A 15,449-nucleotide genomic window follows, 5' to 3' on the forward strand; every position below is an offset into this window, starting at 1 on the left:
GTCACTGGCTGATGCCAATGATCACTCTAGACTCAAATAAGCTACCCGCAGAACAACTTGCCATCAGAACAATAACCACAGAGATCGCAGTCGTGGAAAACACCAAACGTTTCAATAGCTTCGCTGAGTTTTACCCGTATTACCTCAGCGAACACAGCAACAGTACTTGCCGACGATTGCACTTTATCGGCACCACCCTGGTCATTTTCATCCTGGCGCTGACCATCGGCAAAGGCGCGTGGCTGCTGCTGATCGCCCTGCCGCTGGCCGGTTACAGCTTCGCCTGGGTCGGGCATTTCTTCTTCGAGAAGAATCGTCCCGCCACCTTCCAGCATCCGCTCTACAGCCTGCTCGGCGATTTCGTCATGTACCGCGACATGATTCTGGGCCGCGTGCCGTTCTAGGCTCCGCAGGCCAGCAATGCGTCCCGTGCAGACAGTGCAGCAGTGGATCCAAGTTCTACACTCAAGCCATCACTTCGCCAAAAACAAGAAGATCACCGATGAACGCCAATGCCCGCTTCACCCACATGCAGGACGGCACGCAAGAAGACTGGGCGATCATCGCCGCCGACTTCAGTGCCTACGCGAAGCAATTGCCGACACGGATTGTGGCGCACCTGAAATTACTGGAGGGTGACTTTGGTGGCTTCCCGGTGGATCGCCTGAGCCATTCCCTGCAAACCGCCACCCGCGCCTTTCGCGATGGCCGCGACGAGGAATACGTGGTCTGCGCCCTGCTCCACGACATCGGCGACACCCTCGGCTCCTACAATCACCCGGACATCGCCGCCGCGATCCTCAAGCCCTTCGTCAGCGCCGAGAATTTGTGGATGGTGGAGCAACACGGGATCTTCCAGGGCTATTACTTCTTCCATCACCTGGGGATGGACCGGCACCTGCGCGAACAATTCAGCGGGCATCCGCAGTACCAGGCGACCATTGAATTCTGTGCCAAATACGATGCGGCGGCGTTTGATCCGGCGTATGAGCATTTGCCGTTGAGTTTCTTCGAACCGATGATGGAGCGGTTGTTTGCGCAGCCGAAGCATTCGATTTACAAGGCGGCGATGGAAGAGCACGCGCCGGCCTGAGATCAGGGTGATTGTGATGGCCTCTTCGCGGGCAAGCCTCGCTCCTACAGGGAAATGCATTCCAACCGTAGCAGCGAGGCTTGCCCGCGAAGGCGTCTGACTTTCCTACGCCGGCTCCGCGATTTTCACCGCTTTCAACTCCGCATCCCGCGCCTGGGCATCCGCCAGGCGATACAGCTCGATCGACCCGTCCCAATGCTCGATCAGCGCCGTGCACGACTCCACCCAATCCCCGCAATTGAGGTAATCCACCCCGCCGACCTTGCGAATCTCGGCATGGTGAATGTGCCCGCACACCACGCCATGCAACTCGCGTTTGACGCATTCGTGGGCGATGGCTTCTTCGAAGTCGCTGATGAAGCTGACTGCGGTTTTCACCTTGTGCTTGAGGTATGCCGACAACGACCAATAGCCGTAGCCATAGCGGGCGCGCCAATGGTTGAGCCAGCGGTTGAGGGTCAGGGTGAATTCGTAGGCCGAGTCGCCGAGAAAGGCCAGCCAGCGGTGATAACGAGTGATCACGTCGAACTGGTCGCCGTGGATTACCAGCAGATGCCGGCCATCGGCGGTCACGTGCACCGCCTCGTCCACCAACTGGATGTTGCCCAGGATCAGCTTCGAATAACGACGCAGGAATTCGTCGTGGTTGCCGGTGACGTAGATCACCTCGGTGCCGCGTTTGCTCATGGTCAGCAAACGGCGGATCACGTTGGTGTGGGCCTGGGGCCAATACATGCCGCTGCGCAGTTTCCAGCCATCGATGATGTCGCCCACCAGATAGACCTTGTCCGCATGGTAGCCCTTGAGAAACTGCGACAGGTGCTCAGCCTGGCAATCCCTCGTGCCCAAATGCACATCGGAAATCCATAGGGTGCGCACACGTTGTTTACGGCTGGGTTTGGCGAGCTCGGCGCTGGTCATGGGCAACCCTCTGCGATGTTTTTACAAGCTTGCGCCGGTCGGATTAATTGCCCATGACAGTGGCGAGTCAATCCTGTGACAGCGCCCGGCCGGTGTAGACTGGCCGCACCTTGCCCGGAGACCTGCGATGAGACCGCTCCTCACGCTGCGCCAGTACACCGAAGACCTGATCATCCACAGCCACGACCACGCGCAACTGGTGTTCGGGCTCTCGGGTGCGCTGGATTTCGAGGTCGGCGGCCATGGCAGCCAGGTGATCCAGCAGAGTTTCGTGGTGGTCCCGTCCGGCATGCACCACGCCTGCGGCAGCGCCAACGGCAGTCGTTGCCTGGTGCTGGATGTGCCGAGCGATCAGTGGGTTTCGCAATCGTTGGGCGAGCACGCCGACGCCAGCCGCCGCTTGCTCGACAACGCCGGACGGCTGCCACTGGATGCCGGGCAAAGCCAATTGGTCAGTTGGCTGGCGGGCAGCCCGGTGAGCGATCCGCTGATAGCCCAGCAAGGCGCGGTGCTGTTGCTGGCCAGTCTCAATAACGTCAAACCGGACGCCATCGGTGGGCGGCGCCTGCCATATGCGGCGATGAATGCGCACATCGATCAACACGCGGCCTATCCGCTGCAAGTGGCCGACCTGGCGCGCATTGCCGACCTCTCCAGCGCTCGGCTGCACGCGCGATTCGTGGCGGAATGCGGGCAGACGCCGATGGACTACATTCGCAGTCGGCGCTTGCACATCGCGGTGGGGTTGTTGCGGGATACGCCATTGCCGATTGGCGAGATTGCCAGCCGCGTCGGCTACAGCTCACAAAGTGCGTTTGCGGCAGCGGTGTTGCGCGAGTTTGGCGCATCGCCCGGGACATTGCGGCGCGAGGCTGGCGACAAAAGACGATAGTCTGCCGACAGACAGGCCGGGGCATTACGCGGTTCAATGGCCCGACTCAACACGTTTATCAAGGACTGCAATGACTCCCCGTACCGCCCTCGGCGCCCTGCATATCGGCGCATTGATGTTTGGCCTGACCGGCGTGTTCGGCAAACTCGCGGCCGCCTCCCCCGCCGTCATCGTTTTCGGCCGTGCGGCGTTCGCGGTGCTGGCCCTGGCATTTTTTGCGCGGTTCGCCAGCAACACCCGTTGGCAGAAACTTGAAGCCGTGGACTGGCGCCGCCTGCTGCTCAGCGGCTTGCTGTTGGCCGGGCATTGGGTCAGTTTTTTTATCGCGGTGAAAGTCGCGGGGGTGGCGATTGCGACCCTGGGCTTTGCCAGTTTCCCCGCGTTTACCGTGATCCTCGAAGGGCTGATTTTCCGCGAGCGCATCCGCGCCAATGAAATCCTGTTGGTGGTACTGGTCAGCGTAGGCCTGGTGCTCGTTACCCCCGCCTTCGACCTGGGCACCGGAGCGACCGTCGGCCTGCTCTGGGCCGTGGGTTCCGGTTTGCTGTTCGCCCTGCTGTCCCTGACCAACCGCGCCAGTTCCGGGCGCATTCCGGCGGTGCAGGCGGCGCTGTGCCAGAACGTGGTGGTCGCGCTGTGCCTGTTTCCGGTGGCGGCGCCGCAGTTGAGCGAAGTGCGCGCCCTCGACTGGTTGTGGATCGGCCTGCTCGGGGTGTTCTGCACCGGCGTTGCCCATAGCCTGTTCGTTGCCAGCCTGGCGGTGATCAAGGCGCGGACCGCCGCGGTGGTGTTTGCCATGGAGCCGATCTACGGCATCACCGTGGCCTGGCTGCTGTTCGATGAAAACCCGACCCCGCGCATGTTGCTCGGCGGTGCATTGATCATCGTCGCCATCGTGGTCAGCAGTCGGTTATCCGGCAGCAGCAAGAAAACCGTGGCCGCCGAAGCCGCCTCTCACTGAGTGCGGTCGTTGTGCCCGAGGTCGCGGTCCGGGTCGATCTGATCCCGGACCCGTTGCTTGAGCACCTTGGCCTCGGGGAAACCGCCGTCGGCCTTGCGCTCCCAGATTTGCACCTCGTTACAAAAGATATGAAAGACCCCGCCCGTGCCCGGCACCAGGGACACCTTGCCCAAATCATCGCCAAAGGTGCTGAGCAGTTCCTGGGCCAGCCAGGCGGCGCGCAACAGCCACTGGCATTGCGTGCAATACGTGATGACGATTTCCGGTTTTTGCATGGTCATGATCGCTGAAACTCCTGAGCCAGAGGGGCGCCGCTATAATAGCCGCCTTTGTCGCTTGCCCCGAGATTCACGATGCGCCGTTTATTCTGTTGCCTGTTGCTTTGCCTCCTCCCCCTGATCGCCCAAGCCGTCGATGCGCCCCGACCGAAAATCGGCCTGGTGCTGTCCGGCGGCGCCGCCCGTGGCCTTGCCCACATTGGCGTGCTCAAGGCGTTGGAAGAACAAGGCATCAAGATCGATGCGATTGCCGGCACCAGCATGGGCGCGGTAATCGGCGGGCTCTACGCCTCGGGCTACAAGATCGATGAGCTGGAAAAACTGGCGCTGAACATCGACTGGCAACAGGCCCTGTCAGACGCACCGCCGCGCGAAGACGTGCCGTTCCGGCGCAAGCAGGATGATCGGGACTTCCTGGTGAAACAGAAGCTGAGTTTTCGCGATGACGGCAGCCTCGGCCTGCCGCTCGGGGTGATTCAAGGCCAGAACCTGGCCTTGTTGCTGGAAAGCCTGCTGGCCCACGCCAGCGACACCCGCGACTTCGACAAACTGCCGATCCCGTTCCGCGCGGTCGCCACCGACATTTCCACCGGCGAAAAAGTCGTGTTCCGCAAAGGCCATTTGCCCCAGGTGATCCGCGCCAGCATGTCGATCCCGGCGGTGTTTGCCCCGGTCGAGCTGGGCGGTCGGCTGCTGGTGGACGGCGGCATGACCGACAACATCCCGCTGGATGTGGCGCGGGAGATGGGCGTCGATATCGCCATCGTGGTCGACATCGGCACCCCGCTGCGCAACCGCAAACAATTGACCACCGTGGTCGATGTGCTGAACCAGTCGATTACCCTGATGACCCGGCGCAACTCCGAAGAACAACTCGCCGCCCTGCACAAGGACGACGTGCTGATTCAGCCCTCACTCGCCAGTTTCGGCGTGACTGATTTCGGCCGCGCCCAGGACATGATCGACGCCGGTTACCGCGCCACCAAAATCCTCGAACCGCGCCTGACCCAACTCAAACCGGCGCAAGCGCTGGATGCCGAACTGACCGCCGCCCGGGCACCGAGCCAGCGCACGCCGATCATCACCGCGATCAAGGTGGAAAACGACTCGAAAGTCGGCGACGACGTGATTCGCTACTACATTCGCCAACACGTCGGCGAACCGCTGGACATGGGCCGCCTGCAAACCGACATGGGCACCCTGTACGGCCTCGATTACTTCGAACAGGTGCAATACCGCGTGGTGCACAAGGGCGAGGATCACACCCTGGTGATCAGCGCCCGGGGCAAGCGCAGCGGCACCGATTACCTGCGGGTCGGCTTGAACCTGTCGGACGACATGCGTGGCGACAGCGCCTTCAACCTCGGCGCCAGTTACCGGGTCAACGGCATCAATCGCCTCGGCGCCGAATGGCTGACCCGGGCGCAGCTCGGCGACAAACAGGAACTCTACAGCGAGTTCTATCAACCGCTGGACGTCGGTTCGCGCTACTTCATTGCGCCCTATGCGGCATTTGAAGCGCAGAACGTCGAGTCGATCCTGGATAACGACCCGATCGCCCAGTACCGCGTCGAACGTTATGGCTTCGGCCTGAATGTCGGCCGACAGATCGGCAATAGCGGCGAAATCCGCTTCGGCGTCGGCGAGGCCTGGGGCAAGGCGGACGTGCGCATCGGTGATCAGGACTTGCCGAGTGAAAGCTTCAACGAGGGTTTCTATCAGCTCAAGTATTCGTTCGACTCGTTCGACAACGTCTACTTCCCTCACGAAGGCAAGGACATCAGCCTCGCGTTCCGGCAATTCGAACCGGGGCTGGGCTCGGACCAACGTTACCGCCAGTGGGAGTTCAAACTGGACAAGGCCATGAGCAGCGGGCCCGACACCCTCATTCTCGGTGGGCGCTATGGCCGCACTTTGGACGATGCCAACGTGGTGACTTCAAGCTTCCTGCTCGGCGGCGCGCGGCAGTTGTCGGGGTTTCGCGAGGATGCGATTTCCGGGCAGAACATCAGCCTGATGCGCGGCGTTTATTACCGACGCCTGACACCGCGCTCCTACCTGCCGCTGGACTTCCCGCTGTACATCGGCGGCTCGCTGGAACGCGGCCGGGCGTGGAACAACGACAATGCGTTCGACAGCGGCTACATCAACGCCGCCAGCGTGTTCATCGGTTTCGACACACCGCTGGGGCCGCTGAACTTCAGCTATGGCCTCAATGATGCGGATGAGCAGGCGGTTTATCTGAATTTGGGGCAGACGTTCTGAGCGCCGACCCGATGGCAAAACACTGAACCCTGTGGCGAGGGAGCTTGCTCCCGCTGGGCTGCAAAGCAGCCCCAAAACCTGCACAGCCAGTGTGTCAGGTACACCGTGAGCGTTGAAATAACCTCTGCTGCGCAGCCGAGCGGGAGCAAGCTCCTTCGCCACAATGGATCACATGCCAAGGATCAGCGGATGCCGGCCAATAAGTTTCGCGCAGTCTGCTTCAGCGGTTCGTCGCCTTCCTTGAGCAATTCGTTGAGCAGCTCGATGGCGCTGTCCAGATCACCGTCATCGATGCAGGTCTGGGCTTGTTCCAGTTTCCCGGCGCTGCTCGGCAATGGCTCAAGCTCCAGCGCCGGACCCGGCTCGCTGAAGGCGTCGAGGAAGCTGTCGTCCAGGGATTCCGCCTCGGGTACGGCATCCCACTCCAGCTCCGGTTCGCCCAACGCCGGCTCATCCGGCATTTCGAAAACGTCGGGCATTACGTGCAGATTGGACGTGAACGCGGGTTCGTCCGGCGGCGTCGATGGTTTGGCCGCCGGTGCGTCGTCGAACGGGCTGACCAGATCCCAATTGGAATCCATCGACAGGTCGTCCAGGTTCAGCTGGAACTCATCACGAGGTGCGGCTTCGGCCACCGCCGCCGCAACGGGTGGAATGACCGCCGTCGGCGCAATGGCCGCGATCGGGGTGGCATTCGCCAGTTTCGGGTAGCGAGCGCGAATGTCCGTCAGTTGCTGCGGGTCAAACCCGGCGTCACGCAGGCTGCTTTCCTGCGCGTCATAGGCCGCCACGTCCCCCTGCTTACCCAGCACCTCCAACAGTTGCACGGCCAGGTCGGTACGTTGCGGTTCCTTGACCAACGCCTCACGCAACAGGCCGGCCGCTTCGGAAAACCGACCATAAGCCAGGTAGATGCCCACGCCTTCCAGCACATCGCCGACGGGGGTTTCTTCGTGGTGATCGGGGACTTTCGCGAGGCTGAGCGACGATGGCTGCACCTCTTGCGCGGGCTCATCGGGGGTCATCGATAACGGCTCGGTCAGCGCTTGCTGCCGCTGGCGGCGAATAAACAATCCCAGCAGCACCAGCAGCACCAGCCCCAGCAATCCGGCCATCAACAGCCAGTTGCCGGTCTCGGGCTGTTCAAGCACGACAGGTGCAGGTGCCACGGCGACTGGCGCGGCAGCTGGCGTCTGCGCGACTTCGGACAATCGGGTCTGCAAGTCGCTGACCTGCTTTCTCTCGTCGGCGATTTGCCCATCCTGGGTCTTGAGCCTGGCGTTCAACTCATCGATGGTTTTTTGCAGTTGCTGGTTTTGCAAGATGCTGGCGGCCAGTTGCTCGGCCACTGCATCGTTTGCTGGCGCTGCCGCCGGTGGAGCTACGACTGCGGCGAGCGCAGCGACTTTCGCCGAAGGTTTGGCCTTGGGGGCAACCAAAGGTTCGACGCTTGGGAACCCGGAAGTCGGAGCGCTGGCCGTCGGTTCGTCAGTCGCCGGAACAATCCCCGGCGAACCCGGTGGATCGATCAGCACGGTGAACTCTCGCAGCAAGCGCCCGTTGGGCTGATTGAGTTGCACCAGGAAATTCAGGAAGGGTTCATTGACCGGTTTGCTGGAGGTCACCCGGATCAGCGCGCGATTACCCCGCAGGATCGGGGTGAATTTCAGGTTATTGAGGAAAAATACACGTTCGACGCCCGCACGGCTGAACTCGTCGGCCGTGGCCAGGCTGACCGACAGGTCGCCCTCCGCCAGACCGGAGGCATCCACCAGTGCGATGTCGGCGCTGAGCGGCTGGTTCAGCGCCGAATGCAGCGTGATGTCACCCAACCCAAGGGCAGGTGCCAATGCCGAGTAAGTGACCGCACCACCCACCACAAGCAGCTGGGTGCAATACCGCAATACCACGTGCCAACTCTCGAGCATGAGCATCCCTTAGATTAAGCAGAACCAACCTGTACGCGTTCGCACATCCGGTACGAACACGATATTGCCGAGTAGTTCTTTATAGTCTGCCCAACGGGGTATCTCAAAAACTCGGCGTCTGGATTTACCTCAAGATTTTTCGAGGTTGCCCAGGATGTGACCGTGCACCCGCATGCAGACCTTCAAATCCGCCTCATCGACGCCTTCGAACAGTTCGTGGCGCAGTTGGGTGGCAATGGTTTCGATTTGTTCGATCAACGGTCGAGCCGGAGCACAAAGGACGATTTTTTTCGCCCGGCGGTCTTCAACCACCGATTGACGCTGAACCAGGCCTTGGCTTTCCAGGCTGTCGAGCAAGCGGGCCAGGGTCGGCCCTTCGACGCCGACGCTTTGCGCCAGTTCGCGCTGGGTCGGGGCTTCATCGAAGCGCGCCAGGTGCAGCAGCACCAGCCAGCGCGCCTGGGACAGACCCAGGCCGGCGAGACGGCGGTCCAGTTCGGCACGCCAGCCACGAGACATCTGGGCCAATTGCATGCCAAAGCGGTGTTGATCGGTTAACGGCATAAAAAACTCATGGTTAGGCTTAAATAGAGAAAATCTAATTATTAGTCAGCTAAGCATGACCTTTCGCTATAGGCAAGGTTTGCTCCGTACTGAATCGTTACATCTATGCGGTGGGTCACCTAAATCTCGAATTCGGATTGCAGCGCCGCTCGCACGCAGTACAAAACCCCTTCCGGCACACGACCGGCGAACAATGCAGCAATCTCCGCCACCGGTGGCAACTCGCCCTCGCCGTCGAGGAACGCGTCCTGGATTTCGCCCATCAACTCTTCCGGCAGGTCCAACGCCTGTTCCAGGGACAATTGCTGCTTGCCAATCGCTTCGGCAAGCAGGGTGTAGACGTTCTTTTCCGAGCATTGCAGCTGACCGGCAATCTGCAGCGGCGTCATGCCGGCCCGGGCCAGGGTGATCAGCTCGTGGCGCAAGTCGGCCACCACTTTCGGCGCCTCGACCTGACCGCCGAGCACCTCGAGGAAGGCCTCGCCATAACGCTCGAGCTTGCGGGCGCCGACGCCGCTGACCGTGGCCATTTCCGCCAACGAAGTCGGCTGGCTGCGCAGCATTTCCAGCAAGGTCGAGTCGGGAAAGATGACGTAAGGCGGCACGCCGTGTTCTTCGGCAAGCTTGCGCCGCAGGGCGCGCAAGGCTTCCCACTGTTCGCGCTCTTCGCCACGCACCAGTTGGCTCGCCTGGCTCTTGCTGCTTTTGGCGGTGGTCTGCGGCTTGAGATCGCGGCGCAATTCCAGGGTCACTTCGCCCTTGAGCAGCGGCCGGCAGGTGTCGCTCAGACGCAGGCCGCCGTAGCCTTCGAGGTCGATGTCCGCCAAGCCACGGGCAACAAGCTGGCGGAACAGCGAGCGCCATTCACTCTCGCCCATCGCCTTGCCGACACCGTAGACCGACAGGTGCTGATGGCCGAAGCTGCGCACCTTTTCGTTGTCCTTGCCCAGCAACACGTCGACCAGATGGCCGACGCCGTAGCGCTGGCCGGTGCGATAGATCGCCGAAAGCGCCTGGCGGGCCGGCTCGGTGGCGTCCCAGGTCTGCACGCCGTCGACGCAGTTGTCGCAGTGGCCACACGGCTCGGGCATGTCTTCGTCGAAGTAGGCCAACAGCGTCTGGCGACGGCAGCGGGTTTCTTCGCAGAGCGAGAGCATGGCGTCGAGCTTGTGCTGCTCCAGGCGCTTGTGGCGCTCGTCGCCTTCGGAGTTTTGCAGCATCTGCTTGAGCATCACCACGTCTTGCAGGCCGTAGGCCATCCAGGCATCCGCTGGCAGACCATCACGGCCGCCACGACCGGTTTCCTGGTAATACGCCTCAAGGGATTTCGGCAAATCCAGATGCGCGACAAAGCGCACGTTGGGTTTGTCGATGCCCATGCCGAACGCCACGGTGGCGACCATGATCAGGCCTTCCTCGTTGAGGAAGCGCTTCTGGTGATGGGATCGCGTCTCGTTGGGCAGACCGGCGTGGTACGGCAGCGCCGGGAAGCCTTGTTCACTGAGGAACACCGCTACTTCGTCGACTTTCTTGCGCGACAGGCAATAGACGATGCCTGCGTCACTGCGCCGTTCGGCGAGGAACGCCAGCAATTGCTTGCGCGGCTGCTCCTTGGGGACGATGCGATAGAAAATGTTCGGCCGGTCGAAACTCGACAGGAAGCGCTCGGCATCCTGCAAATGCAGGCGATCGACGATTTCTTCCCGGGTGCGTTTGTCGGCGGTGGCGGTCAGGGCGATGCGCGGGACGTTGGGGAACAGCTCGGCCAACTGGCCCAGTTGCAGGTATTCGCGGCGAAAGTCGTGACCCCATTGGGATACGCAATGCGCCTCATCGATGGCGAACAGGGCGATTTCCAGGCTTTGCAGGAAGGCCAGCATCCGCGGCTGGACCAGACGTTCGGGCGCCAGGTAGAGCATTTTCACTTCGCCGCGCTTGATCCGGGCGGCCAGGTCGCGCTGTTGCTCGGCGCTCAGGGTCGAGTTCAACGCCGCGGCAGCAACGCCGAGCTCTTCAAGGGTCGCGACCTGGTCGTCCATCAACGCGATCAGCGGCGACACCACCACCGCCAGGCCTTCGCGCAGCAGCGCCGGAACCTGGAAGCACAAGGACTTGCCACCACCGGTGGGCATCAGCACCAGGGCGTCGCCGCCATTGGCCACGCGCTCAATGATTGCACCCTGGCGGCCACGGAAACTGTCGTAGCCGAAGATGTCCTTGAGGACGCGTTGAGCCTGTTCGAGCATAAAAACTCCAAAAATCACCGAAACATCCCTGCAAGGCTGGTTCAGAACCACGCAGGCTGCACTGACAAATCGTAAGTGCGCATTGCATGACGCTTCACATCTCAGCCGCGACGCCAGCAGGGCATCACAAAACGCGCGAGTATACCCGACCCCTTCCCGGCAAAGGGTGCCGCTGATAAGACACATCAGGACAAACACTGATCCCCCCAAGGGGCTGCCGAAGGCTGCGATCTGTTGATCTTGTCTTTAAAAAGCAAAATCAAAAGATCGCAGCCTTCGGCAGCGCCTACAGGGAAAGGTGGTGTGTATGAGGGGCAAATATCCCGCGCGGCTGGCCTGAGGGCTCAAGAAGGCCTAGAATTCCCGCATCTGTTTAATTCCCCAAGGTAGCTTTTAATGTCCTTCGCTGAGCAACTAACCCGCCTGCAAGTCTTCCTCGACGCCGACGAGCTGCATGACGAGGCGCTGGACTACGTGGCCGCCCACGGCTACCTCACGGCGCTGTCGATCTGTTCCGAAAACGTTCCAGACCGTGAATGGATCGACGCCCTCTTCGCCGAAGAGCCGCATTACGCCGACGACACCGAGCGTGAAGCGATCGAATCCACCCTGCTGGCCCTCAAGGCTCACATCGCGCGCCAACTGGCTTCCGACGAAGAGTTCGAGCTGCCATGCGACCTGGACCTGGGCGAAGAGCCGGACGATTCCGACCTGCGCGGCTGGTGCATCGGTTTCATGGAAGGCGTGTTCCTGCGCGAAGCGGCCTGGTTCGAAACCGCCGAAGACGAAGTCAGCGAAATGCTCCTGCCGATCATGGTCGGTTCCGGTCTGTTCGACGAACAGCCTGAGTTCGAAGACATCGCCAAGGACGCCAACCTGATGGACGACATGATCGTGCAGATCCCGGAAGCCCTGACCGCGCTGTACCTGCTGTGCCAGGCACCCGACGAGAAACCGGCGATCCTCAAGCCACGTCACCACTAAGGTCTTGCCTATGGACAACCCCATAGGCCACCGCTCCCTGATGTTGCGCTACGTGCTGCTGGCCATCGGCTGGCTGAGCGTGGCGTTGGGGGTGATCGGGATTTTCCTGCCGGTATTGCCCACCACGCCGTTCCTGCTGCTGGCCGCCGCCTGTTTCGCACGCAGTTCGCCGCGTTTCTACCAATGGCTGGTCGAGCACCCACGGCTTGGACCGTGGATTCGCGACTACCTGGACGGCAACGGTATCCCGCTCAAGGGCAAGGTCTACGCCATCGGCCTGATGTGGGTGAGCATTCTGTTCTCCTGCTACCTGGTGCCATTGCCGTGGGCGCGGGGGTTTATGTTGACCAGTGCGGTGCTGGTCACGGTTTACATCCTCAAGCAGAAAACCCTGCAAAAACCCTGATCCTGTCTCCGTGGTAAAGGGCTTTTGTGGCGAGGGGGCATGCCCCCGTTGGGTTGCGAAGCGACCCCAACCCCTGCAACCCGGTTTCTTCTGACACACCATGCCGGCTGGTTTTACGACTGCTGCGCAGCCGAACGGGGGCAAGCCCCCTCGCCACAGGGTTCACTGCAAGCCGACGATCAACCCTCCCCCAGCCAAAACACCACCTAAACTCCAGTCATCTGCACCCGAGCAGCCAGACATGTCTTGCAGTCGGCGTAGTCCAGGATGGCCAGCGCTCCGACTTCGGTTCGGCGGCGGGCTGCTGGCGTTTTTTTTGCTGGCCGGGCTGGGCCGAGTCTGCGCCGACTGGGATTTCGGACTGATCCTGCAAACCGCCGAAAAACGCTACGGCTCCCTCGGCCCGGCCCAAGGGCGGATCAAGGCCTGGAACCAGATGCTGCAAGGTGAACGCAACCAGCCAGAGCGCGAACAACTGAACGCGGTCAATCGCTTCTTCAATCAGCAACTGAGTTTTCAAGACGACAGTCGCATCTGGCAGCAGATCGATTACTGGGCCACGCCAGAAGAATCCCTGATCAAGGGCGCCGGCGACTGCGAGGACTACGCCCTGGCGAAATATTTCAGCCTGCGTCAGCTCGGGGTTCCCAGCGAAAAACTGCGCATCACCTACGTCAAGGCCCTGACCCAGAACCAGGCGCACATGGTGCTGACCTTCTACAGCAGCCCCACGGCGGATCCGCTGGTGCTGGACAACCTGATCGGCGAGATCCGCCCTGCCTCGCAGCGCAAAGACCTGCTGCCGGTGTATGCCTTCAACGCCGAAGGCCTGTACCTGCCGGGCGCCAATGGCGGCAAGCGCAGCAGCGACTCGAAGAAGCTGTCGCGCTGGCAAGACGTGTTGAAAAAAATGCAGGCCGAAGGGTTCGCCGTGGGCGACGGCTAGCCGCCAAAGCAAGGAGCGTTTTATGTCACTGCGCAAACAATTGTTTCTCGCCATTTGCCTGTTTCTGCTGGTGGCGTTCAGCGGCAGTTTTTTTGTCGGCCTGGAAAGCTCGCGCGAGCAAATGCTCGGACAATTGCGCTCCCACGCCCAGGACGCCGCCACCGCGCTGGGGCTGTCGCTGACCACGCAGATCGACGACCCGGCGATGATCGAGTTGATGGTCAGCTCGATTTTCGACAGTGGCTATTTCAGCAGCATCCGCGTGGTCAACATCGCCGATGAACAGGTGCTGGTGGAACGTGACGCTCCGGCGCGGATCGAGGGTGTACCCGACTGGTTCGTGCGCCTGGTGAACCTGCACGCGCAAGGGGGCGATGCGCTGATCATGCGCGGCTGGGAGCAAGTGGCGCGGGTCGAAGTGTTGAGCAATCCGCAGTTCGCACTGGCCAAGCTCTGGGACAGCACCCTCGGCAGTTTGGCCTGGCTGCTGCTGTGCGGCGTGGTCAGTGCGATGTTCGGCGGCTGGTTGCTGCGCCGGCAATTGCGCCCGCTGGACACGATGGTCAAACAGGCCGAAGCCATCAGCAAACGGGAATTTCTCAGCCTGCCGAAACTGCCACGCACGCCGGAACTGAAACGGGTGGTGCTGGCGATGAATCAGATGGTCGAGAAGCTCAAGGCGCTGTTCGCCGAAGAGGCGGCGCGCAGTGAAAAGCTGCGGGCCGATTCCTATCAGGACAACCTCACGGGACTGGCCAACCGACGCTTGCTGGACGAGCAACTGGCCGATCACTTGCTGGTCAGCGAACAGAGCAGTGACGGCCACTTGCTGATGCTGCGGATCAACGACTTGGCGGGCCTCAACCAACGCCTGGGCGGCCAGCGCACTGATGCCTTGATCGGTGCCGTCGCCGAGTTGCTCAAACGCCTGACGCAAATCCCGGAGCGCCGGACCTGGCTGGCAGCGCGCAATCGCGGCGGCGAGTTCAGCCTGCTGACCCCGGGCCTGGACGACAAGGACGCCGCGCGCCTGTGCGCCGAAATCAGCGCCACCCTGGAAAACCTGCGCCTGACCGGTGCCAGCGACAGCATGCCGGTGGCGCACCTGGGCATCGTCGCCTACCAACCGGGCGAGCCGGCCGGCGAGGTGCTGCTGCGCCTCGATCAGGCCTTGACCCAGGCCCAGCAACATCCCGAACGGCCGTGGGCGCATCTGGATCATTCCAGCACCGCGCCGAACCAGTCCCAACACGACTGGCGCAACTGGATCGACGACGCCCTGACCCACGGCAAGCTGCAACTGTATTTCCAACCGGTGGTGCAATGCGCCGACACCAGCCAGGTGCTGCACCACAAAGTCCTCGCGCGCCTGCTCGACCCACAGGGCGAAGCGATTGCCGCCGGGCACTTCCTGCCCTGGATCGAGCGCCTCGGCTGGTCCGCCCGCTTTGACCTCGCCATGCTCGACGCCACCCTCGACTACCTTGCGGTCAATCGCTGGCCCCTGGCTCTGAGCCTGTCCGGCACCACCCTGCGCGATCCGGCCTCGTTGCAACAGATCGTTCAGTCTCTCGACTCCCTGCCGGAACTCGCGCCGCTGCTGATCCTGGAAATCGACGAACGCCAACTCCCGCCCCCGGACGAATTGCAGCGCCTGAGCCACAGCTTGCTCAACACGGGGTATCGCATCGGGTTACAGCATTTTGGCGGGAGTTTTAGCCAGATCGGCAACCTCACTCAGCTGGGATTGGCGTACCTGAAGATTGACGGGAGCTACATTCGGGGGATTGATGAGCACAGTGATAAGCGGCTGTTCATTGAAGCGATATACAGGGCAACCAACAGCATTGATCTGCCGTTGATTGCGGAGAGGGTCGAAACGCAGGGAGAGTTGGCGGCGATCAAGTCGCTGGGGCTGTTTGGTGTCATGGGGCGGCTGATAGGGCCGCCGGAGCCGATGTGATG

The 15,449-nt window shown here is 61.7% G+C and carries 14 protein-coding genes; 9 read left to right on the forward strand and 5 right to left on the reverse strand.

What is annotated here, in order from left to right; genetic code table 11:
* The first annotated feature begins 92 nt into the window (after window positions 1–92).
* Both ACZ89E_RS14880 and ACZ89E_RS14885 read left to right on the forward strand, forming a co-directional pair.
* Window positions 93–404, forward strand: a complete 312-nt coding sequence (locus tag ACZ89E_RS14880; RefSeq protein WP_149657072.1) for an Mpo1-like protein — start codon at window positions 93–95, stop codon at window positions 402–404.
* Between the two features lie 98 nt (window positions 405–502).
* On the forward strand, window positions 503–1,093 hold the full coding sequence (locus ACZ89E_RS14885; protein WP_476255945.1) for an HD domain-containing protein: 591 nt from the start codon (window positions 503–505) through the stop codon (window positions 1,091–1,093).
* A 105-nt stretch (window positions 1,094–1,198) separates the two neighbouring features.
* On the opposite strand, the gene ACZ89E_RS14890 is transcribed toward ACZ89E_RS14885, so the two are convergent.
* Window positions 1,199–2,014, reverse strand: a complete 816-nt coding sequence (locus tag ACZ89E_RS14890; RefSeq protein WP_476255946.1) for a UDP-2,3-diacylglucosamine diphosphatase — start codon at window positions 2,012–2,014, stop codon at window positions 1,199–1,201.
* Window positions 2,015–2,141: 127 nt separating this feature from the next.
* Here ACZ89E_RS14890 and ACZ89E_RS14895 point away from each other — a divergent pair, with 127 nt between their 5' ends.
* Window positions 2,142–2,906 (forward strand): helix-turn-helix transcriptional regulator, encoded by a 765-nt coding sequence (locus ACZ89E_RS14895; RefSeq protein WP_149657074.1) that lies wholly within the window; start codon window positions 2,142–2,144, stop codon window positions 2,904–2,906.
* 70 nt (window positions 2,907–2,976) lie between these two features.
* A complete protein-coding gene (locus tag ACZ89E_RS14900; protein ID WP_476255947.1) occupies window positions 2,977–3,867 on the forward strand; it encodes a DMT family transporter in 891 nt (296 codons plus the stop codon).
* Here ACZ89E_RS14900 and ACZ89E_RS14905 read toward each other — a convergent pair.
* Window positions 3,861–4,148 (reverse strand): Rdx family protein, encoded by a 288-nt coding sequence (locus tag ACZ89E_RS14905; protein WP_054049193.1) that lies wholly within the window; start codon window positions 4,146–4,148, stop codon window positions 3,861–3,863. The two genes, ACZ89E_RS14900 and ACZ89E_RS14905, sit on opposite strands and share 7 nt — an antisense overlap.
* Before the next feature lie 72 nt (window positions 4,149–4,220).
* On the opposite strand from ACZ89E_RS14905, the gene ACZ89E_RS14910 reads away from it, so the two are divergent.
* Window positions 4,221–6,410: a patatin-like phospholipase family protein gene (locus ACZ89E_RS14910; RefSeq protein ID WP_476255948.1), complete on the forward strand. Its 2,190-nt coding sequence runs from the start codon at window positions 4,221–4,223 to the stop codon at window positions 6,408–6,410.
* 182 nt (window positions 6,411–6,592) lie between these two features.
* On the opposite strand, the gene ACZ89E_RS14915 is transcribed toward ACZ89E_RS14910, so the two are convergent.
* The 3 genes from ACZ89E_RS14915 to recQ all read right to left on the reverse strand — a co-directional run bounded on the left by ACZ89E_RS14915 (window position 6,593) and on the right by recQ (window position 11,148).
* On the reverse strand, window positions 6,593–8,338 hold the full coding sequence (locus tag ACZ89E_RS14915) for a motility hub landmark protein FimV (RefSeq protein WP_476255949.1): 1,746 nt from the start codon (window positions 8,336–8,338) through the stop codon (window positions 6,593–6,595).
* Between the two features lie 129 nt (window positions 8,339–8,467).
* On the reverse strand, window positions 8,468–8,902 hold the full coding sequence (locus ACZ89E_RS14920) for a MarR family transcriptional regulator (protein WP_133839199.1): 435 nt from the start codon (window positions 8,900–8,902) through the stop codon (window positions 8,468–8,470).
* A 119-nt stretch (window positions 8,903–9,021) separates the two neighbouring features.
* The gene (gene recQ, locus ACZ89E_RS14925; RefSeq protein ID WP_476255950.1) at window positions 9,022–11,148 is read right to left on the reverse strand and encodes a DNA helicase RecQ; all 2,127 of its coding nucleotides are present in this window, start codon (window positions 11,146–11,148) and stop codon (window positions 9,022–9,024) included.
* A 396-nt stretch (window positions 11,149–11,544) separates the two neighbouring features.
* Between recQ and ACZ89E_RS14930 the strand changes: the two genes are divergently transcribed.
* From ACZ89E_RS14930 to lapD, 4 genes are all read left to right on the forward strand, one after another.
* Window positions 11,545–12,132 (forward strand): UPF0149 family protein, encoded by a 588-nt coding sequence (locus ACZ89E_RS14930; protein ID WP_133839201.1) that lies wholly within the window; start codon window positions 11,545–11,547, stop codon window positions 12,130–12,132.
* 10 nt (window positions 12,133–12,142) lie between these two features.
* Entirely contained in the window at window positions 12,143–12,538 is a 396-nt protein-coding gene (locus ACZ89E_RS14935) for a YbaN family protein (protein ID WP_149657079.1), read from the forward strand.
* 241 nt (window positions 12,539–12,779) lie between these two features.
* Window positions 12,780–13,484: a cysteine protease LapG gene (lapG, locus tag ACZ89E_RS14940; RefSeq protein WP_476255951.1), complete on the forward strand. Its 705-nt coding sequence runs from the start codon at window positions 12,780–12,782 to the stop codon at window positions 13,482–13,484.
* Between the two features lie 22 nt (window positions 13,485–13,506).
* Complete coding sequence (gene lapD / locus ACZ89E_RS14945; protein WP_149657081.1) at window positions 13,507–15,447, forward strand: cyclic di-GMP receptor LapD; 1,941 nt, start codon at window positions 13,507–13,509, stop codon at window positions 15,445–15,447.
* Window positions 15,448–15,449 lie beyond the last annotated feature (2 nt).

This window comes from Pseudomonas sp. TE3899 (assembly GCF_056279105.1).